This is a genomic window from Streptomyces sp. NRRL F-6676 (assembly GCF_000725625.1).
Taxonomy (GTDB): Bacteria; Actinomycetota; Actinomycetes; order Streptomycetales; family Streptomycetaceae; genus Streptomyces.
The window spans coordinates 171,153-193,807 of sequence record NZ_KL647084.1 but is presented as its reverse complement, the minus strand read 5'-3'; the positions used below and the strand labels follow the sequence as shown (position 1 = coordinate 193,807).

Annotated in this window: 24 protein-coding genes; 12 read left to right on the top strand and 12 right to left on the bottom strand. The window is 73.4% G+C overall.

Going from position 1 to position 22,655, the window contains the following annotated elements; translation table 11 throughout:
- Positions 1 to 124 precede the first annotated feature (124 nt).
- Entirely contained in the window at positions 125 to 1,198 is a 1,074-nt protein-coding gene (locus IO29_RS33790; protein WP_030379183.1) for a non-homologous end joining protein Ku, read from the top strand.
- Between the two features lie 56 nt (positions 1,199 to 1,254).
- On the opposite strand, the gene proP is transcribed toward IO29_RS33790, so the two are convergent.
- From proP to IO29_RS33775, 3 genes are all read right to left on the bottom strand, one after another.
- Positions 1,255 to 2,763 (bottom strand): glycine betaine/L-proline transporter ProP, encoded by a 1,509-nt coding sequence (proP, locus tag IO29_RS33785; RefSeq protein ID WP_030379182.1) that lies wholly within the window; start codon positions 2,761 to 2,763, stop codon positions 1,255 to 1,257.
- Between the two features lie 302 nt (positions 2,764 to 3,065).
- Entirely contained in the window at positions 3,066 to 3,557 is a 492-nt protein-coding gene (locus IO29_RS33780) for a peptidylprolyl isomerase (protein ID WP_030379181.1), read from the bottom strand.
- Positions 3,558 to 3,645: 88 nt separating this feature from the next.
- Positions 3,646 to 4,632, bottom strand: a complete 987-nt coding sequence (locus tag IO29_RS33775; protein ID WP_051707514.1) for a LysR family transcriptional regulator — start codon at positions 4,630 to 4,632, stop codon at positions 3,646 to 3,648.
- Positions 4,633 to 4,753: 121 nt separating this feature from the next.
- On the opposite strand from IO29_RS33775, the gene mdlC reads away from it, so the two are divergent.
- The 4 genes from mdlC to IO29_RS33755 all read left to right on the top strand — a co-directional run bounded on the left by mdlC (position 4,754) and on the right by IO29_RS33755 (position 9,838).
- A complete protein-coding gene (mdlC, locus tag IO29_RS33770; RefSeq protein ID WP_030379179.1) occupies positions 4,754 to 6,334 on the top strand; it encodes a benzoylformate decarboxylase in 1,581 nt (526 codons plus the stop codon).
- 58 nt (positions 6,335 to 6,392) lie between these two features.
- A complete protein-coding gene (locus IO29_RS33765) occupies positions 6,393 to 7,847 on the top strand; it encodes an aldehyde dehydrogenase family protein (RefSeq protein ID WP_030379178.1) in 1,455 nt (484 codons plus the stop codon).
- Positions 7,848 to 8,019: 172 nt separating this feature from the next.
- Positions 8,020 to 8,589, top strand: coding sequence for a TetR/AcrR family transcriptional regulator (locus tag IO29_RS33760; protein WP_030379177.1), 570 nt, complete (start codon positions 8,020 to 8,022; stop codon positions 8,587 to 8,589).
- 55 nt (positions 8,590 to 8,644) lie between these two features.
- Positions 8,645 to 9,838, top strand: coding sequence for a GDSL-type esterase/lipase family protein (locus IO29_RS33755; protein ID WP_030379176.1), 1,194 nt, complete (start codon positions 8,645 to 8,647; stop codon positions 9,836 to 9,838).
- 16 nt (positions 9,839 to 9,854) lie between these two features.
- On the opposite strand, the gene IO29_RS33750 is transcribed toward IO29_RS33755, so the two are convergent.
- Entirely contained in the window at positions 9,855 to 10,307 is a 453-nt protein-coding gene (locus IO29_RS33750) for a hypothetical protein (RefSeq protein ID WP_030379175.1), read from the bottom strand.
- A gap of 203 nt (positions 10,308 to 10,510) precedes the next feature.
- Positions 10,511 to 11,584: an alkene reductase gene (locus IO29_RS33745; RefSeq protein WP_030379174.1), complete on the bottom strand. Its 1,074-nt coding sequence runs from the start codon at positions 11,582 to 11,584 to the stop codon at positions 10,511 to 10,513.
- A 115-nt stretch (positions 11,585 to 11,699) separates the two neighbouring features.
- Here IO29_RS33745 and IO29_RS33740 point away from each other — a divergent pair, with 115 nt between their 5' ends.
- From IO29_RS33740 to IO29_RS33725, 3 genes are all read left to right on the top strand, one after another.
- Complete coding sequence (locus IO29_RS33740) at positions 11,700 to 12,077, top strand: MerR family transcriptional regulator (protein WP_030379173.1); 378 nt, start codon at positions 11,700 to 11,702, stop codon at positions 12,075 to 12,077.
- Positions 12,078 to 12,128: 51 nt separating this feature from the next.
- Positions 12,129 to 12,638: a DinB family protein gene (locus IO29_RS33735; RefSeq protein ID WP_030379172.1), complete on the top strand. Its 510-nt coding sequence runs from the start codon at positions 12,129 to 12,131 to the stop codon at positions 12,636 to 12,638.
- A gap of 386 nt (positions 12,639 to 13,024) precedes the next feature.
- Positions 13,025 to 13,480 (top strand): tellurite resistance TerB family protein, encoded by a 456-nt coding sequence (locus IO29_RS33725; RefSeq protein ID WP_030379171.1) that lies wholly within the window; start codon positions 13,025 to 13,027, stop codon positions 13,478 to 13,480.
- A gap of 32 nt (positions 13,481 to 13,512) precedes the next feature.
- Here IO29_RS33725 and IO29_RS33720 read toward each other — a convergent pair whose 3' ends face one another.
- Entirely contained in the window at positions 13,513 to 14,457 is a 945-nt protein-coding gene (locus IO29_RS33720) for a M56 family metallopeptidase (protein WP_030379170.1), read from the bottom strand.
- 3 nt (positions 14,458 to 14,460) lie between these two features.
- Positions 14,461 to 14,904: a BlaI/MecI/CopY family transcriptional regulator gene (locus IO29_RS33715; protein WP_033225186.1), complete on the bottom strand. Its 444-nt coding sequence runs from the start codon at positions 14,902 to 14,904 to the stop codon at positions 14,461 to 14,463.
- 197 nt (positions 14,905 to 15,101) lie between these two features.
- Here IO29_RS33715 and IO29_RS33710 point away from each other — a divergent pair, with 197 nt between their 5' ends.
- Positions 15,102 to 15,899: an SAM-dependent methyltransferase gene (locus IO29_RS33710; protein ID WP_030379168.1), complete on the top strand. Its 798-nt coding sequence runs from the start codon at positions 15,102 to 15,104 to the stop codon at positions 15,897 to 15,899.
- Between the two features lie 13 nt (positions 15,900 to 15,912).
- Here IO29_RS33710 and IO29_RS33705 read toward each other — a convergent pair whose 3' ends face one another.
- From IO29_RS33705 to IO29_RS33690, 4 genes are all read right to left on the bottom strand, one after another.
- Positions 15,913 to 16,644: a TIGR03943 family putative permease subunit gene (locus IO29_RS33705; protein WP_030379167.1), complete on the bottom strand. Its 732-nt coding sequence runs from the start codon at positions 16,642 to 16,644 to the stop codon at positions 15,913 to 15,915.
- Positions 16,641 to 17,678: a permease gene (locus IO29_RS33700; RefSeq protein ID WP_051707513.1), complete on the bottom strand. Its 1,038-nt coding sequence runs from the start codon at positions 17,676 to 17,678 to the stop codon at positions 16,641 to 16,643. Before IO29_RS33700 ends, IO29_RS33705 begins: the two co-directional genes overlap by 4 nt.
- Positions 17,679 to 17,823: 145 nt before the next feature.
- Positions 17,824 to 18,957, bottom strand: a complete 1,134-nt coding sequence (locus IO29_RS33695; protein ID WP_030379165.1) for an NADH:flavin oxidoreductase/NADH oxidase — start codon at positions 18,955 to 18,957, stop codon at positions 17,824 to 17,826.
- Between the two features lie 84 nt (positions 18,958 to 19,041).
- Positions 19,042 to 19,935 (bottom strand): NAD(P)-dependent oxidoreductase, encoded by an 894-nt coding sequence (locus tag IO29_RS33690; RefSeq protein ID WP_030379164.1) that lies wholly within the window; start codon positions 19,933 to 19,935, stop codon positions 19,042 to 19,044.
- A gap of 258 nt (positions 19,936 to 20,193) precedes the next feature.
- Between IO29_RS33690 and IO29_RS33685 the strand changes: the two genes are divergently transcribed.
- The 3 genes from IO29_RS33685 (at position 20,194) to IO29_RS33675 (ending at position 21,958) form a co-directional block, all read left to right on the top strand.
- On the top strand, positions 20,194 to 20,643 hold the full coding sequence (locus IO29_RS33685) for a DUF2267 domain-containing protein (RefSeq protein ID WP_030379163.1): 450 nt from the start codon (positions 20,194 to 20,196) through the stop codon (positions 20,641 to 20,643).
- A 77-nt stretch (positions 20,644 to 20,720) separates the two neighbouring features.
- A complete protein-coding gene (locus IO29_RS33680) occupies positions 20,721 to 21,473 on the top strand; it encodes an OBAP family protein (RefSeq protein WP_033225235.1) in 753 nt (250 codons plus the stop codon).
- Positions 21,474 to 21,550: 77 nt separating this feature from the next.
- Positions 21,551 to 21,958: a hypothetical protein gene (locus IO29_RS33675; RefSeq protein WP_030379161.1), complete on the top strand. Its 408-nt coding sequence runs from the start codon at positions 21,551 to 21,553 to the stop codon at positions 21,956 to 21,958.
- Positions 21,959 to 21,967: 9 nt separating this feature from the next.
- Here the strand turns inward: IO29_RS33675 and IO29_RS33670 are convergent, their stop codons facing one another.
- The gene (locus IO29_RS33670) at positions 21,968 to 22,618 is read right to left on the bottom strand and encodes a class I SAM-dependent methyltransferase (protein WP_030379160.1); all 651 of its coding nucleotides are present in this window, start codon (positions 22,616 to 22,618) and stop codon (positions 21,968 to 21,970) included.
- Between the last annotated feature and the right edge of the window lie 37 nt (positions 22,619 to 22,655).

Here is a 22,655-nt window from a genome sequence, read left to right as displayed (position 1 = left end):
CTCCCCCGCCCGCCGCGCCCGGCGCGCGTGCCGCCGCGGGAGGTGCCAGCGTGGTCGGCAACGGGGGCTCCGTCCGGCGCGCCGCCCGGCGGGGCGGAACGGAACGGGAACGGAGCGGGTGGTCATGGCACGTGCGATCTGGACCGGGGTGATCACCTTCGGGCTGGTCACCGTGCCGGTCGGGCTGTTCACCGCGACCGAGGACCACACCGTCCACTTCCACCAGTTGCAGCGCGGCACCGCCGACCGGGTCCGCAACAAGCGGGTCAACGAGCGCACCGGCGAGGACGTCGACACCCAGGACATCGTCAAGGGGTACGAGGTGGAGCGCGGCGAGTACGTCGTCGTGGAGCCCGGCGAACTCGACGAGATAGCCCCCGGCCGCTCCCGGACCGTCGACATCACCGACTTCGTGGAGCTGGCCGAGATCGCGCCGGTCTACTTCGCCCGTACGTACTACGTCGCCCCGCGCGGTGAGCAGTACCTGAAGGTGTACGAGCTGCTGCGGGCGGCGCTGGAGCGGACCGGGCGGGTGGGCATCGCCACCTTCGTCATGCGCGGCAGGCAGTATCTGACGGCGCTGCGCGCGGAGGAGCGGCTTCTGGTGTTGCAGACCCTGCACTGGGCGGACGAGGTGCGCGACCCGGCTGCGGAACTGCCCGAGCTGCCGGCCGAGCGGGCGGGCGCGGGCAAGGAGCTGGACATGGCCGCGCAGCTGATCGACACGCTCAGTGCGCCGTGGGACCCGGCGCGCTACCACGACACGTACCAGGAGAAGGTGCGTGAACTGGTGCGGGCCAAGGCGGCGGGCCAGGAGGTCGCGGCCACGGAGGAGGCGCCGGAGGCCACGAACGTCCTCGACCTGATGACGGCCCTCCGGAGCAGCATCGACCGGGCGGGTGGGAGCGCCCGCGAGGAGGGCGGGGGCGCTCCGAAGGCGGAGCGTCGGCCGGCCTCGTCGTCGAAGGGGGACCGCGGGCGCGGCTCACCCAAGGCGGAGCGCCGGCGGGCCCCGTCGTCGAAGGGAGGCCGCGGGCAGACCGCCACGAAGGGCGAGCTGCGGCGGCTCAGCAAGGCCGAGCTGTACCGGCGGGCCACGGACCAGGGCGTCGAGGGGCGCTCGCGGATGAGCCGGGACGAACTCGTCGAGGCGCTGGCCGGTGCCGGGCGGCGGCGGAAGAAGACCGCGGCCGCCTGACGGGGTGGAGACCGCGGCCGCGCGACGGGTGTGGGCCGCCGGGGCGCGGGCCCCGGTCAGAACCTCGGCACCTGTGCCTGGCTCTCGACCATCTCCGCCGCCTCCTCCGGCGTCGCCACCGACGGCGGGGAGCCGGCCAGCGGGCGGCGGGCCGTCTCCTTCATGCACGCCACCGAGACGACGCCGACGAGTGCCGCCGCCACCGCGTAGAACGCGGGCATCAGCTCGCTGCCGGTGACGGAGATCAGCGCGGTGATCACCAGCGGGGTCGTCCCGCCGAACAGCGACGCGGAGAGGTTGTAGCCGATGGACAGGGAGCCGTAACGCACCTGGGTCGGGAAGAGGGCGGGCAGGGCCGCGGACATCGTGCCGAGCAGGCACACCAGCGACAGGCCCAGCATCAGCATGCCGCCGGAGACCGCCGCCAGGCTGCCCTGCTGGACCAGCAGGAAGGACGGGACCGACAGCACGAGGAAGCCGAGCATCCCGGTCATCAGTACCGGCTTCCGGCCGACCCGGTCGGAGACCTTGCCGACCTGGTTGATGACCAGCATCAGCACCACCATGGTGACGATGAGGATGAGCAGGCCGTGCGTCTCGGAGTAGCCCATCTCGTCGGAGAGGTACGTCGGCATGTACGACAGCAGCATGTAGTCGCAGATGTTGTAGGCGCCGACGAGGCAGATGCACAGGATGAGCGTGGGCCAGTACTCGCGGAAGATCTTCGCGATGTCGCCCTTCGCGGTCGACTCCACCGTGGAGGCCGCCTCGGAGGCGCGGTGGGCGGAGGAGTCCTCCAGCTTCTGGAACGCGGGCGTCTCGTCCAGCTTGAGCCGCAGGTAGAGGCCGATCAGTCCGATGGGGCCGGCCACCAGGAACGGCACGCGCCAGCCCCAGGAGTGCATGCCGTCGCTGCCGAGGACGGCCGTCAGGATCGTCACCAGGCCGGACGCGCCGACGTAGCCGGCCAGGGTGCCGAGCTCCAGGAAGCTGCCGAAGTAGCCGCGGCGGCGGTCGGGGGCGTACTCGGCGATGAAGGTGGACGCGCCGCCGTACTCGCCGCCGGTGGAGAAGCCCTGCACCAGGCGGAAGAGGATGAGCAGGGCGGGGGACCAGAAGCCGATGGCGGTGTACGACGGGATCAGGCCGATGGCGAACGTGCCGATCGCCATCATGATCATGGTGAGGGCGAGGACCTTCTTGCGGCCGATTTTGTCGCCCATCGGGCCGAAGACCATGCCGCCGAGGGGCCGTACGAGGAAGGAGACGGCGAAGGTCGCGAAGGAGGACAGGAGCTGGACGGTGTCGTTCCCGGACGGGAAGAACACCTCACCGATGGTGACGGCGAGGTAGCTGTAGATGCCGAAGTCGAACCATTCCATGGCGTTGCCGAGGGAGGCGGCCTTGACCGCGCGGCGGACCGCCGACTCGTCGGTGACGGTGATGTCGGTGCGCCGGAGTGGGGGGTTCCGGCGGCGTTTCACCGCCCTGAACAGTCTGCGGTGGCGTTTCAAGGCCTCGCTGTCGGCATCGATCGTGGAGAGATCGGTCTCGCTGTCCGCCATGGAGGGCTCCTATCTGCCGGTCAACGCGGGCGTCCACGGCATCACCTACTCGCTCCTGGCTCGGGCAAACCGGCCACTCTCCGTGGCGGAAAACACGCGCTCGCCTCAGCTTGGCCGAAGTTACGACGGGCCGCATGCGGTCGACCGCCCACGGTGGCGGCCGCCCCGCCCCCGGCGGCCCCGAACCGGCGGCCCCGAACCCGAGGGGGCCCGAACCCGAGGGGGCCCGAACCCGAGGGGGCCCGGGGCAGTGCCCCGGGCCCCCCTCTGCCGCGATGATCACCGCGACCGGTTCCGGTCGCTCACACCGTGCCGGACGCCGCGATCGTGACCTTGCCCTTGGGGGCGCCGGACTGGCTGCCCAGGGCCTCGATCTGGTCGACCAGCTCCGTGCCCTCGACGACCTCGCCGAAGACGACGTGCTTGCCGTCCAGCCAGGACGTCACGACCGTCGTGATGAAGAACTGCGAGCCGTTGGTGTTCGGGCCGGCGTTGGCCATGGAGAGCAGGTACGGCTTGGTGTGGTTGTTCTTGAAGTTCTCGTCGGCGAACTTCTCGCCGTAGATGCTCTTGCCGCCCGTGCCGTTGCCCCGGGTGAAGTCGCCGCCCTGGAGCATGAACTGCGGAATGATGCGGTGGAAGGACGAGCCGGCGTAGCCGAACCCGTGCTCACCGGTGGCCAGCTCGCGGAAGTTCTTCGCGGTCTTCGGCACGTCCTCGTCGTACAGCTTGAACACGATGCGGCCCGCGGGCTGGTCGTTGATGGTGATGTCGAAATACACGTTGGATCCCATGGGAGGATCATGGCATGTCGGCCGGGGCCGCAGCAGCTCGACCCCGCAAAAGCCGCTTACCGGATCAGAGGGGATGTACCCGACTGCATCAGTCGATGCTTCCCGGGCGGCCCTCGGGGGTCAGTGGGCCGTGGTGGGGCGGGAGTTGGGCGGGGCTGACCCGCTCCCCCAGTACCTCCGTCATGAACTGCACCAGCCACCGCTGCGAGGGGCTCCGTGAGGACTCGTGGCGGGCGTACAGCGCCACCTCGATCGGCTCCGTCTCGAACGGCAGCCGGACGAGCCGCAGCCGGTGGGAGGCGGTGAAGACCTCGCCCACGTACTCCGGCACGACGGCGATCAGGTCCGTCTGCTCCAGCAAATAGGGGAGCATCGAGAACCGGGTGGCGTCGACGACGACCCGGTCCAGCAGGCCGTGCGCGGCCAGCAGGGCACGCGGGGCCACATGTCCGCTGGGGCCGAACACCGTCGCATGGTCCTCGGCGGCCAGTTCCGGCATGGTCAGCGACGCGCCCCGGACGCGGGGATGGTCGGCGGCCACCATGGCGACGTAACCCTCGTGGAAGAGCGGGATGCGCACCGTGCGGTGCGAGGTCAGCACCGGCGTGGCGATGAACGCGTCCAGCTCGCCCCGGCGCAGCTGGTGCTCGACGTCGTCCACGTCGAGCGGGCGCACGCTGAAGGAGACCCGGGGCGCGCGCCGGCGGGCCGCCGCGAGGAGCCGGGGCAGCAGGGTCGCCTCGCCGAGGTCGGAGAGCGCGAGGGTGAAGCGGCCCGCCATGGCCTCAGGGTCCGCCATCTCGTCGGTCTGGAGGCGGATCGCCCCGTCGAGGTCGGCCAGCGCCCGTTGCAGCGGCCCGTACAGCCGGCGGGCGCCCGCGGTCGGGGTCAGGCCGCGCCCGGTGCGCCGGAACAGCTCGTCGCCGAAGTGCCGGCGCAGCTTGGCCAGGTTGTAGCTGACGGTCGGCTGGGTGACGTGCAGGGTGTCCGCGGTGACCGTGACGCTGCCCGTTTCGTACAGCAGGACGAAGACGCGGGCGAGGTTGAGGTCGAAGCTCCCGGTGGTGGCCGCCATATCGACGCACTCTATATCGGCGGACGGAAACATCTATTGGTGCTCATGTCACGGGCTGCTTAGCGTGTGCCCCATCAACGTGTCCCACATCACTCCTTGAAGTGACCGGAAAGGAACGTCCGTGCCGTCCGTGCGTCGTGTCTCCCACGAGTTCTTGGAGCGCCAGGGGCTCACCACCGTCTTCGGCAACCCCGGCTCCAACGAGCTGCCCTTCCTTGCCGGGCTTCCGGAGGGGTTCCGTTATGTGCTCGGGCTGCACGAGGGCGCGGTGGTCGGGATGGCCGACGGTTACGCCCAGGCGACGGGCCGGCCCGTGCTGGTCAATCTGCACGCCGCCTCCGGCTCGGGGAACGCGATGGGCGCGCTGACGAACGCCGCCGCCTCCCGCACCCCGCTGGTCGTGGTGGCCGGGCAGCAGGTGCGCCCGGCCATCGGCCTGGAGGCCAACCTGGCCAACGTCGACGCGCCCGCGCTGATGAAACCCCTGGTCGGCTGGGCGGCGGAGCCGGCCTGTGCGCAGGACGTGCCGCGCGCGCTGGCGCAGGCCGTCTTCGAGGCCGGGCTCCAGCGGCGGCCGACGTACCTGTCCGTGCCGTACGACGACTGGGACGCCGAGGCGGACGAGAACGGCCCCACCGTCCTCGACCGCCGGGTGGAGCGCGCCTCGGTGCCCGGCGGGGAGCAGGCCCGCCGGCTCGCCGAGCGGGTGGTGGGGGCCGAACGTCCGGCGCTGGTGCTGGGCGGCGACATCGATGCGGCGGGTCTCTTCGCCGACGCCGTCCGGCTGGCCGAACATCTGAACGCCCCGGTGTGGGCGGCCCCGTCGCTCTTCCGGCTGCCGTTCCCCAACCGCCACCCGCTCTTCCGCGGTGTGCTGCCCGCGGGGATCGCGCCGGTCTGCGAGGCGTTCGAGGGCCATGACCTGGTGCTCGTCCTGGGCGCGCCGGTGTTCCGCTACCACGAGTATCTGCCCGGCCGGTATCTGCCCGAGGGCACCCGGCTGCTCCAGGTGACCGAGGACGCGGCCGCCGCCGCCCGCGCCCCGATGGGCGAGGCGCTGGTCGCCGACCCCGGTGCCGTGATCGAACTGCTGGTCAGGACGCTGGACTCCCCCGGCGCCCCGCAGGAGCCGTTCCGGCCGGTGCCCGAGCCGCGCACCGCCGGGGACGGGCTGCTCCACCCGGAGCAGGTCTTCGCCGCGCTCCGCGACGAGCTGCCCGGCGACACCGCGTACGTCGTGGAGTCGACGTCGACCACCTCCTCCTGGTGGCGCCAGATGGATCTGCGCCGGCCCGGCTCCTACTACTTCCCGGCGGCCGGCGGGCTCGGCTTCGGGCTGCCCGGCGCGGTCGGCGTCGCGATGGCGCAGCCGGACCGCCCGGTCGTGGGTGTCGTCGGGGACGGCTCGGCCAACTACGGCATCACCGCCCTGTGGACGGCCGCGCAGCACCGGGTGCCGCTCACCGTCGTGCTGCTGCGGAACGGGACGTACGGGGCGCTGCGCTGGTTCGGCGAGCTGCTCGGCGTGCCGGACGCGCCGGGGCTCGACATCCCCGGCCTGGACTTCACCCGGATCGCCGAGGGCTACGGGGTGCGGGCCCGGCAGATCGGCGGGGTGGAGGAGCTGCGTGCCCACCTCGCCGAACGGCCCGGCCATCCGCGGCTCCTCCAGGTCGACACGGCCCTCACGACACCCGGCTGACCCCGCGAACCCACAGCCCGCGATCTCGCCCACCACTCACCGGCAGAAAGAGACAGCCATGACATTCCTGGACAGCGCCGTCTGGGCGGGGAAGTTCCTCAGCGACGGCTGGGAGGACTCCCCGCGCGAGCAACCGGTCGTCGAACCCGCGACCGGCGACCGTCTCGGCACGGTGGGCCTGGCCTCCGCCGACGACGTGCGGCGGGCCGCCGTACGGGCCGCCGAGGCGCAGCGCGCATGGGCCGCGACCGCCCCGCGGGCACGGGCGGCCGTGCTGCGCCGCGCGGGCGAGCTGTTCACCGAGCACGCCGCGGAGATCGGGGACTGGCTGGTGCGGGAGGCCGGTTCGGTGCGGTCCAAGGCGGACTTCGAGGTGGGGCTCGCCCTCGGCGAGTGCTTCGAGTGCGCGGCGCTGCCCACGCATCCCCAGGGCGAGGTGCTCACCTCCGAGGAGGCGCGCTGGTCGCTGGCCCGCCGCCGTCCGGCGGGTGTGGTGAGCGTGATCGCGCCGTTCAACTTCCCGCTCGTCCTGGGGCTGCGTTCGGTGGCGCCCGCGCTGGCCCTCGGCAACGCGGTGCTGCTCAAGCCGGACCCGCGCACGGCGGTGAGCGGCGGTGTCGTCATCGCCCGGATCTTCGAGGAGGCCGGGCTCCCGGCCGGTGTGCTGCATCTGCTGCCGGGCGACGGGGCGGTCGGCCGGGCGGTGGTGGAGGCGCCGGAGGTGCGGGTCGTCTCCTTCACCGGGTCCACGTCGGTCGGGCGGGCGATCGGCGAACGGGCGGGCCGGCTGCTGAAGCGGGCCCATCTGGAGCTGGGCGGCAACAACGCCCTGGTCGTGCTCCCGGGGGCGGACGTGGCGAAGGCCGCGTCGGCGGGCGCGTTCGGCTCGTATCTGCACCAGGGGCAGATCTGCATGACGACCGGCCGCCATCTCGTGCACGAGTCGCTGGTGGAGGAGTACACCGCCGCGCTCGCGGCGAAGGCGGAGGCGCTGCCGGTCGGTGACCCGGCCCGCGAGGAGGTGGCGCTCGGCCCGCTCATCGACCGGCGCCAGCTGGAGCGGGTGCACGGCATCGTCACCGACAGCGTCGCCGCGGGCGCGCGGGTCGCGGCGGGCGGCGAGATCGTGGGCGCCTGCTACCGGGCCACGGTGCTGACCGGGGTGAGCACCGACATGCCGGCCTGGCGCGAGGAGATCTTCGGCCCCGTGGCCCCGGTCCTCTCCTTCTCGACGCCGGAGGAGGCGGCGCGGATCGTCGACGACTGCGCGTACGGGCTGTCCGTCGGCATCCTCGGGGACGTCGGCACGGCGATGAAGCTCGCCGACCGCATCGAGTCCGGCAAGGTCCACATCAACGAGCAGACCGTCGCCGACGAGCCCCAGGCACCGTTCGGCGGGGTCAAGGCGTCCGGCACCGGGTCCCGCTTCGGCGGTGCGTCGGCCAACGTCGAGGCGTTCACCGAGACGCAGTGGATCACCGTACGGCCGGACATCGCCGACTACCCGTTCTGAACGCGCCGCAATGCCGCGCGGGACGACTGTGGAGCGGACGGCGGGTGCGGAGGGTGCGTCCGGGCGCGTCGGAGACTCTCCGGTCGACGGCCTAACAGCGAAGTAGATTTGCCTAAACCTTTTAGGTAAATGCATACTCGCGGTGGACGTCGTCGACGCGAGGGAAATCGTCATGGTGCGAGCGGGGCTGACCCCGGAACGACTGGCCCTGGCGGGCGCGGAGCTGGCCGACGAGGTCGGGTTCGACCACGTCACGGTCTCCGCGCTGGCCAGGCGGTTCGACGTCAAGGTCGCCAGCCTGTACTCCCATGTGAAGAACTCGCACGACCTCAAGACACGCATCGCCCTCGTCGCCCTGGAGGAGCTCGCCGACCGCGCTGCCGCCGCCCTCGCCGGTCGCGCCGGCAAGGACGCGCTCACCGCCCTGGCGGACGTCTACCGCGACTACGCCCGGGAGCACCCGGGCCGCTACGACGCGGCGCGGTTCCGGCTCGACCCGGAGGCCGCGGCGGCGAGCGCGGGCCGCCGGCACTCGGCCATGTCCCGGGCGGTGCTGCGCGGCTACAACCTCCCCGAGCCGGACCAGACGCACGCGGTCCGGCTGCTGGGCAGCGTCTTCCACGGCTACGTCAGTCTGGAGGCGGCCGGCGGCTTCAGCCACAGCGCCCCGGACTCGCAGGAGAGCTGGCCGCGGATCCTCGACGCCCTCGACGCCCTGCTGCGGAACTGGCCCCCGGCGTGAACGGGCCTCCCGCCGCCTTCCGTACCCCTCCCGAGACGTCGAGGCAGCACACCCCATGACCGACTGGATCACCACCCCCGTCACCACCGGCCTCCTGCGTGGCGCGCTGGAGCTGGAGCACACCGCACAGGGCGTGCTCCCGCACCGGCTGCCCGCCCGGGCCCGCGCCCAGGTCGCCGACGGACAGCTGGCCATGGCCGAGTCCCAGCCCTCCGGCGTACGGCTGGCCTTCCGCACCCGGGCCACCGCCGTCGAACTGGACACGCTCCCCACCAAGCGGGAGTACGTCGGCGTCCCGCCCCGGCCGGACGGCGTCTACGACCTGCTCGTCGACGGAAAGCTGTCCGGGCGGACGACCGTGACCGGCGGGAACACCCTGGTCATCGACATGACCGCCGGAACCTTCGCGTCCCGGCCCGGCGTACCGGGCACCGCCCGCTTCACGGAGCTGCCGGCCGGGCCGAAGGATGTGGAGATCTGGCTGCCGCACAACGAGACCACCGAGCTCCTCGCCCTGCGCACCGATGCCCCCGTCGAGCCGCTGCCGGACCGGGGCCGCCGGGTGTGGCTGCACCACGGCAGCTCGATCAGCCACGGCTCGGACGCGGCGAGCCCCAGCACCACCTGGCCCGCGCTCGCCGCCTCACTCGGCGGGGCCGAGCTGATCAACCTGGGGCTCGGGGGCGGTGCGCTGCTGGACCCGTGCACCGCCCGGGCCATGCGGGACACCCCCGCCGATCTGCTCAGCGTCAAGATCGGCATCAATCTGGTCAACGCCGATCTGATGCGGCTGCGGGCGTTCACGCCGGCGGTCCACGGCTTCCTCGACACGCTCCGCGAGGGGCACCCGACGACACCGCTGCTGGTGATCTCGCCGATCCTGTGCCCGATCCACGAGGACACGCCCGGCCCCAGCGTCCCGGACTACTCCGGCATCGCCTCCGGCCGGCTGCGGTTCCGGGCGGCCGGGGACCCGGCGGAGCGCGCGGCCGGGAAGCTGACGCTGAACGTCATCCGCGAGGAGCTGGCCCGGATCGTGGCCCAGCGGGCGGCCGACGATCCGCATCTTCACTACCTCGACGGCCGCGACCTCTACGGCGAGGCCGACGCCGCCGAACTGCCGCTCCCGGACGCGCTCCACCCGGACGCCGCCGCCCATCGCCGTATGGGCGAACGCTTCGCCGGTTCGGTCTTCGCGAAGGGCGGGGCCTTCGCGGCCGGGGACGCGTTCATGGGCGGCGGCGCCTGACCCGGAGCCCGCGGGCTCAGCCCGTGTGCAGGGTGCCCTCCTCCAGGGTGAAGTGCTGCGGCGCGGAGCAGCCGATCGACGGTGTGATCAGCAGGCTGACGTCGATCGGCGCGGGTTCGCTGCTCGACGTGGAGAACCGACAGACGGCGCTCTTGCCGGTGAGCGGGTACCAGAACCACCCGTCCGGCGCGCCGACCGCCGCGCTGTCGGACTCCTGCCAGGCTCCGCCGTCGCGGGTGTAGACCCGCAGCCGTACGGAGGCGGCGTACTCGTCGGCCGTGGAGCGCACGGCCGTCAGGGTGATCTTGTAGTCGTCGCCGAGGACCGAGGAGGCGAGCTGCCGGGTCCCGGCGGCGGCCGGGGAGGCGGCGCTCGAGGCGCCGGCGCCGGCCAGTCCCAGTACGGCCGCGCTGACGGCGGCGAGCGCCGCAGCGGTGCCCCGGCGAAGGGGCCTGCGGGTCGTGTTCATGTGTTCCCCCGTGCGTGTGTGTGCGGGTGTCCCTGTGCGGCCCGGAAGGTGCGTTCCGGACCGTGTGGTCCGGAACGCGGGGCGGGACGGCGAGCGATTCGCACCTTTCCGTCCCTGGATCCGCGCTTACCTACTGGGACATCCCGGCTTGCCCGAAGGTTGCACGACGGACGGGGGCACCGTCACGGCTTCCCGGGGCACGCTCAGGCCGCGTGCCGGTACGTCGGGTACGTCAGGTATCCCTTGTCGCCGCCCGTGTAGTACGTGGCCTCGTCGGCCGGGGCGAGCGGAGCGCCGGTGCGCAGGCGTTCGACCAGGTCCGGGTTGGCGAGGAAGCCGCGGCCGAAGCTGATCAGGTCGGCGCCGAGCCCGAGCCAGTGGTCGGCCTCGGCGCGGCCGGTCTGCTGGGCGCCCATGGGGGTCACCGGGTTCATGACGAGCGTCCCGGGCCATGCCCGGCGCAGTCCGAGCAGCACCTCCTCCTCGGCGGTGGCCTCCAGGTGGATGTAGGCGGGTTCCAGGCGGGCGAGTTCGGTGAGCAGCGCGGCGTAGAGCCCGGGGACGTCCTCCTCCTCGACGCCCCAGAAGGTGCCGCCCGGCGAGAGCCGGATGCCGGTCCGTGCGGCGCCGACGGCGTCGACGGTGGCGGCCATGGCCTCGACGGCGAACCGGATGCGGTTGGCCGTCGAGCCGCCGTAGCGGTCGGTGCGCAGGTTGGCGTTGGACGAGAGGAACTGGGAGATCAGATAGCCGTTGGCGCCGTGCAGTTCCACGCCGTCGAAGCCGGCGTCGACGGCGCGACGGGCGGCCTCGGCGTAGGACAGCGCGTGCTCGGGGACCTCGTCGGTCTCCAGGGCGCGGGGCACCGGCACGGGCTGGGGACCCGTCGGGGTGAACACCTCGCCGGTGGCGGCGACGGCGGAGGGGCCCACGGGCCGGCTGCCGGTGGTGTCGGGGTGCGAGACCCGGCCGCCGTGCATGAGCTGGGCGAAGATCCGGCCACCGTTGGCGTGCACGGCGGCCGTCACCTGCCGCCAGGAGTCGGTCTGTGCGTCGGTGTGCAGCCCGGGGGTGCCCGGGTTGGACTGTCCGATCAGGCTGGGCTGCACACCCTCGGAGACGATGAGTCCGGCGGTCGCGCGCTGGGCGTAGTACGTGGCCATCGAGGGGGTGGCCAGGCCCCCGGCAGCGGCGCGGACGCGGCTCATCGGTGCCATCACCGTCCGGTTGGGCAGGGCGAGTCCGCCCAGTCGGTAGGCGTCGAAAAGGCTGGTCATACGAGGCTCCGTGATGCTCCGTGGGTGCCCGGATCTCGGGCACGGCGCTACGCTAAAACCTGACATTGACGTCAGAGGCAAGTGCTGTGCCTCAGGTCACAGCGGGAGGGACGGCATGCGCATCGGAGAGCTCGCGTCACGGGCCGGGGTCAGCGTCCGGTCGGTGCGCTACTACGAGGAGCAGGGGCTGCTGACGAGCGTGCGCAGCCCGAGCGGGCAGCGGCACTACACGGAGCAGGAGGTCGAGCGGGTCGCGTTCATCCAGCGGATGTTCACCGCGGGGCTCTCCAGCCGGACCGTCGCCGAGCTGCTGCCGTGCGTGGACGCGCCCAGCACGGACAACTCCGACGCGGCGCTGGAGCGGATGGCGCAGGAGCGGGAACGGCTGTCCCGGCACATCGAGGAGCTGGTGGAGACCCGGGACGCGCTGGACAGGCTGGTGGCGGCGGCCAGGGCGCACCGGGAGACCCTGCGGTCGCCGGTGGCCGGCTGATCCGCCGGGCGGACCGGCGGGGGCCGCCGGCGGCGTGCGAGCATGGGCCGCGTGACCAGCGATCGCCGCATCGGCCCCCCGCATTTCGGCAGTGAGCGCGACACGCTGCGCGCGTTCCTCGACTACCACCGGGCGACGCTCGCCATGAAGTGCGAGGGGCTCACCGACGAGGAGTTGCGGCAGCGGTCCTCGCCGCCCTCGGCACTGACGCTGCTCGGTCTGGTGCGGCACCTGGCCGAGGTCGAACGGGCCTGGTTCCGCCGGGTGTTCGAGGATCACGAGGCGCCGATGGTGTGGTCCGACACCGTCGACTTCCAGGCGGCGTACGACGCGAGCGCGTCGACCCGCGCGGAGGCGTTCGCGGCCTGGGAGGCGGAGGTGGAGGTCTCCCGCCGCATCGAGCGGGAGGCCGCGTCGCTGGAGCTGGCCGGGTACCAGCCGCGCTGGGGCGAGCAGGTGTCGCTGCGGATGGTGCTGGTCCACGTCCTGCTGGAGTACGCGCGCCACAACGGCCACGCGGACTTCCTGAGGGAGGGGATCGACGGGACGGTGGGGGCCTGATCCGCGGAGGATCCGATTCGCACAGCGTCCGATCCGCGCGGGGTCCGATTCGCACACGGTCCGACCCGCACACGCGGAAGCCCCGCCCCGGTTTCCCGGGACGGGGCTTCACTGGAGCGCCGGGCAGGCCTTGCACCTGCATCTCCCCGCAGGAAGCGGGGCGTCTTTCCTTGGACCACCAACGCGTGCACTCCGGCCGGTCGTTCACTCCCGGCGGCGTGTTGCGATGATCGTACCGCACACCCGCCGACCGCGCGAACCGGCGGATCACCGCTCCCCGGGCGGAACTTGTGGGCACCGCCGGTAGTTTCTACAGTGCTGTCGAAATCAACGGCAGCCGGTCCGTCGTACGGGCGGGCCGGACCGTTCACCACGTAGGAGTGCGCATGGCCCTGTGGGACCGCTTCAAGGAGTCCGCGTCGACGATGCAGACGCAGCTCATGGCGAAGAAGAACGACCTGAAGAGCGGTGCCTTCCGCGACGCCAGCATGGCGATGTGCGCGCTGGTGGCCGCCGCCGACGGCACGGTGGACCCGTCCGAGCGGCAGCGCGTCGCCCAGCTCATCGCCACCAACGAGGTGTTGCAGAACTTCCCCGCCGACGACCTGCGCCGCCGCTTCGAGGACAATCTGAACAAGCTCACCACCGACTTCGCCTTCGGCAAGGTCAGCGTGCTCCAGGAGATCGCCAAGGCCAAGAAGAAGCCCGCCGAGGCACGGGCGGTCATCCAGATCGGCATCGTCATCGGCGGCGCGGACGGCGACTTCGACAAGACCGAGCAGGCCGTGGTGCGCGAGGCGTGCTTCTCCCTGGACCTGCCGCCGCACGAGTTCGACCTCTGAGCCCGGCGTTCGCGGTTTGCCTGTAGGGGTTTCTACAGAGGCGTCGCCGCGTGCAGCAGGGCGACCAGGGTGACGGCGGAGCCGGCGGAGGACATCGCCGACGCCACCGTGCCGGCCGCGGCCGCCCAGGCCGCCAGACCGGCCGCGGTGAACGTGGGCGGCCAGCGCCGCGCGGCGGGCGCCGGCTCCAGCAGGGCCGCCACCCTGCGGGGCACCGGTCCGGCGGCCGCGAAGGACACCAGGGCGGCGCCGGGAGCGGCGGGCGTACGGGAGAGCAGCCCGGCCCGGGCCACCGCCCGGGCCGTCACCCGCCGGTCCCCCACCCGCGAGGCGGCCTCCTCGTCGGCCCACCGCTCCACGCTGTACGCCACGGACGTGCGCAGCGGCCGCAGGAACGGGTTGGCACGCGCGGCCAGCCCCGCCAGCAGCAGGTAGCGGTGGTGGCGGCCGTGGAGATGCGCCCGCTCGTGCGCGAACAGCGCCCGGCGTTCGAGGGGTTCGAGGGCGGCGAGCATCCCGGTGGAGACCACGACGCGACCGCGCCGCGACCCCCGGGCGGGCAGGGTGTGGGCGTACGGCACGGGGTCCGGCAGCACCGCCACCGCGCTGCCGCGCACTCCGCGCAGCGCCCGTGCCGCCCGGCGCCGTACCCGGTGGTGGCGGAGCAGCAGGGCCGCGCAGGCCACGACCGCGCCGCCGAGCGCGCCGATGGCCGCCTTGCCGACCACCGCGTCCCGCGGCACCGCCGCCCGCACCTCGGGCGCCGCCCAGGCGTCCGGGAGCGGGTTGCCGGGCAGTTGCGCGGTGCCGACGATCGCCAGCAGCGCCAGGCAGAGCGTGCTGCACACCGCCAGGACGACGCCGACACCGGTCAGCAGCCGGGTGGCCGCGCGCGGGTGGAGGTGATGCTCGGCGAGCCGGGCGATCGGCCAGGCGGTCGGCGGCAGCACGAGCGGCAGGAGGACGAAGACGCCCACGGCTCAGCGCCCCCGCCCTTCCGGGGAGACGCCCGAGGGCTCCCCCGGAGGCTCTTCCGGCGCGGTGTCGCCCTCCGTCCGCCGCAGCAGGGCGCGCAGCAGCCGTTCGTCCTGGGCCGTGAGCCCGGAGACGAAGCTCGCCAGGACCGCCTCGCGGTCGCTCTCGCCGTCCAGGACCCGGCGCATGCGGTGGGCGGCCAGCCCCGCCTCGTCCGAGGCCGCCGTCCAGGTGAACGAGCGGCCCACCCGCTCCCGGGTCACCGCGTGCTTGCCCTGGAGCCTGGTGAGGATGGTGATGACCGTGGTGTACGCGAGCGTGGCGCCCAGCCGTTCGCGCACCCATCCCGCCGTCACCGGTCCCGGCGCCGTGCGCAGCGCCGCCAGCACCTGCGCCTCCAACTGGCCCTGGGCGCGCCGCCGGGCGGGCTCCCTGCGCTCCTCGTCCACCGCACCCACTCCCTCACGACCCGCCCCGGTACCCGTTCTCGTACCCGGGCGGGGAGGCTCATCGTAATGAACCGGCCCGGCCGGGTGGAGATCACCGCCCGCGTTCCCTGTCGTACGGGCCGGCGCCGTGGTAACGCTGAACCGCCCGCGCCCGCGCGGGCCCCCGACCACACCGGAACACCGCAGCGGAGGCCGCCATGACCGACACCGGGTTCAGCGCGAGCGAGATAGACACCGGCACACCGCACTCGGCCCGTATGTACGACTGGTTCCTCGACGGCAAGGACCACTACCCGGCCGACGTGGAAGCCGCCCGGAAGATCGTCGAGTTGCTGCCGGACGTCAAGGAGACCGCCTGGTCCAACCGGGAGTTCATGCACCGGGCCGCCCGTTTCCTGGCCCGCCAGGGGGTGCGCCAGTTCCTGGACGTCGGCACGGGGATACCGACCGAGCCCAACCTGCACCAGATCGTGCAGGGCATCGGGCCCGACGCGCGGGTGGTCTACGTCGACAACGATCCCATCGTGTTACGGCACGCCGAGGCACTGCTGCACAGCACGCCGGAGGGCAGCACCGCCTATCTGCACGCCGATGTGCGGGAGCCGGAGAAGATCCTGGAGCGGGCGAGGGAGCACCTGGACTTCGACCGGCCGGTCGGTCTGTCGCTGATCGCGCTGCTGCCGTTCGTGGCCGACGGCCACGACCCCTACGAGATCGTCGCGACGCTCACCGCACCGCTGGCGCCGGGCAGTTTCCTCGTGCTGTCGCATGTCACCGGGGAGTTCCAGCCGGAGATCTGGGACCGCGTCGACGCGATCTACCGGGCGGGCGGGACACCGGTCCGGGCGCGGTCCCGGGCCGAGGTGGCGCGCTTCTTCGACGGCTTCGAACTGTGCGCACCCGGCGTGGAACTGGCCACCCGCTGGCGCCCGGACCCGGACCTGCCCCCGCGCCGCGACCAGCCGCTGTACGTGGGGGTCGGCCGCAAGCCGTGAGGACGGCGGGGGTTCAGCGCGCGGAGGGGAGCGGCAGGGCGTCCTGGTAGCCGTTGACCGGGCGAGGCACCTTCTTCACCGTACGGGCGTCCAGGGCGACCGCGGCGGAGGAGGTGCCCAGGGTGCCCTCCGGGTGCCAGGTCCCGGTCACCGTCACCCAGGTGTCGGCGGGCGGGGCGGTGCTCGCGTGGACGCGCACCTTCACCGACTGGGCGTCGGCCGCGCAGCAGGAGATGATGATGCGGGTCAGGTCCCACTCCCCCGTGGCGACCGGGGTGACGAGGCCGGTCATCTCCACGGTGCGGCCCTCGACGGCCCGGGTACGGTCCTGGCGCACGCGGCGGGTGAAGTCGGTGAGGGTGAGCGGCAGCGGCGAGGTGGCGGGCAGCGCGTCGAAGTGGTCCTGCTCCGAGACCCGCTTGGGCGGCTGCCGGGCGGCGGTGTACGCCCCGAGCGCGGGCGGCGCCCAGAACAGCAGGCTCAGCGCGGGCAGGAACAGCAGCCAGGCGACCCGGGGGACGGCGGAGTGGTCGTGTCCGTGCGCCCGCCCGTCCGTCGGCTCCCCCGCTGTGCGGCGCGGCCACGCCTCCGCGACCCCGAGGGCGAGCAGCAGCACGCCCGAGGCGATGAGCAGCGGGCGCATCCCCGGCCGTACGTACCGCAGGCACAGGTCGGTGAGGAGCGAGGTGTGCAGCAGGCCGAGGCCGCTGAGGACGAGCAGGGTGACCTGCACCGGCCGTTTCACAGGAGTACGCCTCCGATCAGCGCGCCGGACGTGACGGCGACGACCGTCGTGGCGGCGCAGAAGCGGACCGCGAAGGCCCGGCCGAACGTGCCCGCCTGGAGGGCGATCAGCTTGAGGTCGACCATCGGGCCGACCACCATGAACACCAGCCGTGCCACCGGCGGGAACCCGGTGAGCGAGGCGGCGAGGAACGCGTCGGCCTCGGAGCACACCGCGAGCAGGATCGCGAGCGCGGCGAGGAACAGCACCGACAGCCAGGGCGAGCCGGTGAACGCGTCGAGCAGGGAGCGCGGGACGCTCACGTTGAAGGTGGCCGCGGCCATCGCGCCGAGCACGAGGAAGCCGCCCGCGTGCAGGAAGTCGTGCTGGAAGCCGCGCCGGAACTCCGTGAAGCGGCTGTGCCCCGGCCGGTGCCCGGTGTGCCGCGGGGCCGGCCGCAGCCACTCCGTGCGGCCCAGCAGGAGCCACAGCCAGCCCATGACGGCGGCGGTGACGAGGGAGGCGAGGAGCCGGGCGAGCACCATGAGGGGGCTGCCGGGGAAGGCGATCGCGGTGGCGGTGAGGACCACCGGGTTGATCGCGGGCGCGGAGAGCAGGAACGTGAACGCGGCGGCCGGGGTGACGCCCCGTCCGATCAGGCTGTTCGCGACCGGCACCGACGCGCATTCGCAGCCCGGCAGCACGACCCCGGCGACGCCCGCGACCGGCACGGCGAGCGCGGGCCGCTTCGGCAGCAGCCGCCCGAACACCCGGGCCGGTACGAAGGCGTTGATGGCGCCGGACAGGGCGGTGCCGAGCAGCAGGAACGGCAGGGCCTGCACGGTGATGGCCAGGCAGACGGTCCGCCACGCCTGCACGGCGGGCGCGTCCACGCCCCGCACGGCGACGAACAGTGCCGTACCCGGGAGGACGGCCGCCGCGAGGAGCCACAGCGCCCAGTAGCGGGGCAGACCGCGGCCGGCGGCGCCGTCGGCCGGTCCGGGCGGGGCGGGCGACGGCCCCGCCACCCCGGTCCGTTCGTCTGTCGTCTGCACGTCGGCTCCGGATGTTCGCAACGCCGGGAGAGCTGGGAGGCACGGGAAAGGCCCCAGGGGGGAAGCACTCCGGGAAGAACATAGCGGGAGCCGGCGGCGGAGCCTCAACGCCCCCCCTGCGGCAGGGGTTTCGCCGTGCCTGCCGTCAGACGCGGCTCGTCCGGTACCGGGCGCGCTCGGCCCGGCCGTACTGCGGCGGGAAGGGGTGCTCCTCGCCCAGCGCGCGGGCGGCCTGGCGCGGCCAGTACGGGTTGAGCAGCAGCTCGCGGCCGAGCGCCACCGCGTCCGCCTCGCCGCCCGCGAGGATCTTCTCGGCCTGCTCGGGCTCGGTGATCAGTCCGACGGCGGCGGTCGGCAGCCCCGTCTCCCGGCGCACCCGGGCCGCGAACGGGACCTGGTAGCCGGGCTCGACGAGGATGCGGGCGTGCGGAAGGGTGCCGCCGCTGGAGACGTGCAGCAGGTCCACGCCGTGCTCCTTCAGCAGCGCGGCCAGCCGGACGGTGTCGTCGGCCGTCCAGCCCTCCGGCTCGGCCCAGTCGGTGGCCGACACCCGGAAGAAGACCGCGGTCTCCTCGGGGACGGCGGCGCGGACGGCGTCCGCGATCTCCACGGCGAGGCGGGCGCGGTTGTCGAAGGAGCCGCCGTAGCCGTCCGTGCGGTGGTTGGAGAGCGGTGAGAGGAATTCGTGCACGAGGTAGCCGTGCGCGGCGTGCACCTCCAGGACCCGGTAGCCGGCCGCGACGGACCGGCGGGCGGCGGCCACGAAGGCGTCGACGACGCCGCGGATCTCCTCGGCGGTCAGCTCGTGCGGCACCAACTGCCCCTCGTCGAAGGCGAGCGCGCTCGGCGCGACCGGCTGCCAGCCGAGGGTGTCGCGTGTCAGCGGAGCGCCGCCGCGGAACTCCTTGTCGGTGCTCGCCTTGCGGCCGGCGTGCGCGAGCTGGATGCCCGGCACGACGCCGTGCTCGTCGAGGAAGGACGTGATGCGGCGGTGCGCCTCGGCCTGGGTGTCGTTCCAGATGCCCAGGTCGTACGGCGTGATGCGCCCCTCGGGCACCACCGCGGTCGCCTCCACCAGGATCAGCCCGGGGCCGCCGACCGCGCGGGCGCCGTAGTGCTGTAGGTGCCAGTCGGTGGGGGCGCCGGTGGCCGCCCCCTCCGCGGGCGCGCTGTACTGGCACATCGGGGCCATCCAGACCCGGTTGGGCAGGGTGACACCGCGGAGGGTGTACGGCGTGAACAGGCTGCTGGACAAGGGTGCTGCTCCTCTGTGACACATGTGCGGTACTTCGATCGACATTAAATGCATGTGCCATCAAATTGCCAATCGGCTGCCGCACGGCCACACGGGGCGGCAGGCCCGTCAGGGCGTCTGCGGGGTCCGGCCCTCCTCGAAGCTGGCGTAGTAGGCGGCGGCCATGTCCTCGTCGCCGTGTCCCTGCGCGGCGGCGCGCTCCATGCGGGCGGCGCTCGCGGCGGCGACGTCGAGGCGGACGCCGTTGCGTTCACCGGCCCGCACGATGAGACGGGCGTCCTTGGCGGCGGTCGTCACGGCGAACTGGGCGGGCGTGAGCCGGCCGTTCAGCACGAGATCCGCCTTGGCGCGGAGGTAGGGCAGGTCGAGGCCGCCGCCGGCGATGGCGTCGAAGAAGTGCCGCGGGTCGACGCCGAGCGCCTGGGCCAGGGCGAGGACCTCGCCGGCGGCGCTGGTCGCCGCGAGGACCCAGCTGTTGGCGACCAGCTTCAGCCGGGTGGCGGTGCCGGCGGCGCCGTCCTCGCCGGTCCACACGGTACGGGAGCCGATGGCGTCGAACACGGGGGTGACGGCGGGGCGGTGTGTGCCGGGGCCGGCCACGAGGACGAGGAGCTCGCCGGCCTCGGCGGGCCCTCGGGTGCCGAGGACGGGGGCGTCGAAGAAGACGAGGTCGTGGGTGCGGGCGAGGGCGGCGAGGTCGTCGATGGCCTCGATGCCGGCGGTGGTCGACTGCACCCAGGCGGTACCGGGGCGCAGGCCGCTCGCGGCCTGCCGCATGACGTCGAGGGTGGCGGGGCCGTCGTAGAGCATCGTGAGGACGACGTCGGCGCCGGTGACGGCCTCGGCGGGCGTGCCGGCGACGGTGACGCCGTCCGCGGCGAGGGGCTCCGCCTTGTCCCGCGTACGGTTCCAGGCCCGGACGGCGAGCCCGGCCCGGGCGAGGTTGCGGGCCATGGGGGCGCCCATGATGCCGGTGCCGAGGAGGGCGACGGTGATTGTCATTGGTGTGCGCTTTCTGGTGGGTGGGGGTGTGTGTCGGCAGTGTGGCAGGTGCGGGCCGGGTGTGGCCGGTCGCGACCGCGCGGCGGAGCCGCACATCGGCACGGCCCCGCGCCCCTCTGGGCCGGCCGGGGGTGCGGGGACTGCGCCCCGGGGTTGTGCGAGGTCCAAGGGGCGGAGCGGGAGGGGAGGGAGCAGGCCCACAGCGGGTACCCGCCCGACGGTCCCGAACAGCGTCTCCCGAGGAAGGACACCGCTCCCATGCGACACGACGAGATGATCGGAAAGGTGCAGGCGCTCGCCCAGCTCCCCGACCGGGGAGCCGCCGAGCGCGCGACGCACGCGGTACTGCGGACGCTCGGCGAGCGCCTGCCGGCCGGCCTGGCCGGCCACCTGGCCGCACAGCTGACCCCCGAGCTCGCCGCCCCCGTCCGGGCGGCCACCGCGTCCGCGGCGGCCGACGGCCGGCCGAGCGGCACGGCCGAACGCTTCGGCCTGCCCGTCTTCGCCGGCCGCATCGCCGGCCGCGCGGGCACGGACGAGGACGCGGCGCTCCGCGAGGCCGCCGCCGTACTGGAGGTGCTGGACGCCGCGCTCACTCCGGAGCTGATGACCAAGGTCGGCGAGGAACTCCCGTCCGACATCCGCGAGTTGCTGCCCTCCGGCCGCAGCACCGAGGAGACCGACGACACCGGTACCGGCGCCGGTTGAGAATGCGCGCCGCGATGGGTACCCGGGGCGGCGCGGAACCCCAGCCCCCCAAAAGCCCCCGCCCCCGGGAGACCACCGTGACGCTCAACCCGAAGATCAAGGACCGCAGGAGCCCCCTCACCCCGGCCGGCCGGGGCAAGGGCGCCTGGCTGGCGACCCTGGAGGCCGGGGCCCACGCACTCCAGTCGGCCGCCCCGCTCAAGGACTTCGACGTGTACGTCGTCGGCTTCCACTGCGCCAAGGGCCAGCCCGGCCACCAGATGGAGGCCCACCACTACTGCAAAGTGGTCAAGGACGACCTGTTGCAGTGCGTGCTGTTCGACGGCAACACCCGGGACGCCCAGCTGATCGGCATCGAGTACATCGTCTCCGAACACCTCTTCGAGACACTGCCCGAGGCGGAGCGCCCGTACTGGCATCCGCACAACTTCGAACTGCTCTCCGGGCAGCTGGTCGCCCCGGGGCTGCCCGAGAAGGCCGAGAAGGCGTTCATGAAGCGGCTGCTCAACTCCTACGGCAAGACCTGGCACACCTGGCACACCGCCGGGCTGGACGACCCCGGGACCGAACTGCCGTACGGGGAACCGAAGCTGATGTGGTCGTTCAACCGGGACGGCGAGTGCGACGAGGCGCTGGAGCGGGACCGGGACGAGGCCATGGGCCTGGACACGGACGCCCGCCGGGCGGACCGCCGGAGCTTCCTCGACGGAGCCCGCCCCCAGCACGGCGTCGACGCGATGCGGGACGACTTCCCCGGCGCCACCCCGGCCCCCGGCGTGGTGGACGTCCGGGACACCACCGCCCCGGCCGGCCCCGGCCGGCCCTCGTGACCGCGGTGACGACGCCACTTGCACCATGCAAAGATGGGTGCCGATCCGCCACAGCCGTCGATCACGAGACGTCCGCCATGAAACAGCTTCCGGCGATCTGGTTCGTCCTGCACGTGGTGTGTGCCGTGTGCAAGGCCCAGGCCGCTCACCTCGAGTTCACCCCGCCCGGACTGAGCCCGGCCAGGTGGCCGCGGTGGGACACCGCGATGCGGCAGCGGTACGCGGCCCGGCGCGACGGAAGCCGGTGGTGGCTGGTCGCGGAGAGCGAGGCCTACACCAACGGCTGCGGGGAGAACGTCACGGCCGGGGACGTCGCCCGCTACCAGCGCGCCTTCGTCTTCCCGCGCACCTTCGCCCAGGTGCACGACGCCGGGCTGAAGGGCGACGCGGGATTCTGCGCGGCGTGCGACGTGCCGTACTGCGCCCGGCACTGGAAGCCGGACGCCGAGGGCGGCACGGCATGCCCCCTCGGCCACCCCCGCTGACCCGCACGCCTACACCGCGGCGCCCCCGCTCACCCGCCGCAGCCGCCACACGTTGTCCTCGCGGTGCCCCTCCGCCCCGTCCGGGGAGGTGCTCGGCCGGCGCAGCGTCTCCTTCGTCTCGAGCACCCACTCCTCCTCGGGGAGCGCCAGCCGCGCGAGGAGCCCGTCGAGCGTGGGGAACTCCGCCTCGAACGGCGGTTCGTCCTGCCAGGACGGCCAACCGCCGTGCAGCACGATCAGCAGGGTGCCGCCGGGGGCGACCGCGCCGGCGGCCCGGTGCAGGACGCCGTCCTGGTCGAGGGCGACCGGGGACTGGAGATACGCCACGTTGATCAGGTCGAAGGTGCCCTCGGGGAAGGTACGGCCCAGTTCGTGCCGCTCCCACGTGGTGCGCTCGCCGACGCCCGCCTCGGCGGCGTGCGCGGCGGCGCGTTCGAGGGCGGTGGGCGAGATGTCCACGCCGGTGACCTGCCAGCCGCGGGAGGCGAGCCAGACGGCGTCGCCGCCCTCGCCGCAGCCGAGGTCCAGGGCGCGGCCGGGGCGGAGCCCTTCCACCTCGCGGACGAGCGGGCTGTTGGGGCGGCCGCTCCAGACCCGTCCGCCGTCCCGGTAGCGGGCCTCCCAGAACGCGGCCGGATCGCTGATGGGGGTGGGGTGCATGAGCCCTCCTGAGGACGTCCCGGCGTCGAGCGGTTCG